This is a genomic window from Micromonospora aridisoli, from assembly GCF_056150025.1.
Window position 1 is genome coordinate 1 of record NZ_JAXCFK010000221.1, and the last position, 495, is coordinate 495.

Here is a 495-nt window from a genome sequence, read left to right on the forward strand (position 1 = left end):
TAAAAGTAAAGGATAAGGGTACTCAGTATTTGGAAAAAACATGCCCTGATTTTGTAACGATTTATTATCATATAAAGGATTGCAAATTTGAAGACTACGACTTGGTGCTGTATGTTGGTTATGAATTGATAGAAACTCAAGTTCCGGTCTTTTCATATTATCCACCTTGTATTGCAATAGGCAGTGGTTGTGCCAAAGATATTGCCCCAGCACTATTAAGAATGGGTTTAGAAACAGCATTAAAAAATGAAAATATAGCCATAGAAAGTGTGTATGCTATCGGCTCTGCTACGATTAAAAATAACGAACAGGCTTATCTTGATTTTGCAGCGCACTATGATATTGCTCTTATCACCTATACAGGTGACGAACTCAATACCATTACTGTTGCTAATCCATCAGAAGTTGTGAAGAAAAAAGTAGGAGTGTACGGAGTAGCCGAGGCAGCAGCTGCACTTATGACAGCACAGTCCAAGTGGATTACTGAAAAAACAA

General features: G+C 37.4%; 1 protein-coding gene. It reads left to right on the forward strand.

What is annotated here, in order from left to right; translation table 11 throughout:
* On the forward strand, positions 1-495 hold a 495-nt coding region (locus tag SM447_RS30200; RefSeq protein ID WP_474576257.1), incomplete at both ends, for a cobalamin biosynthesis protein.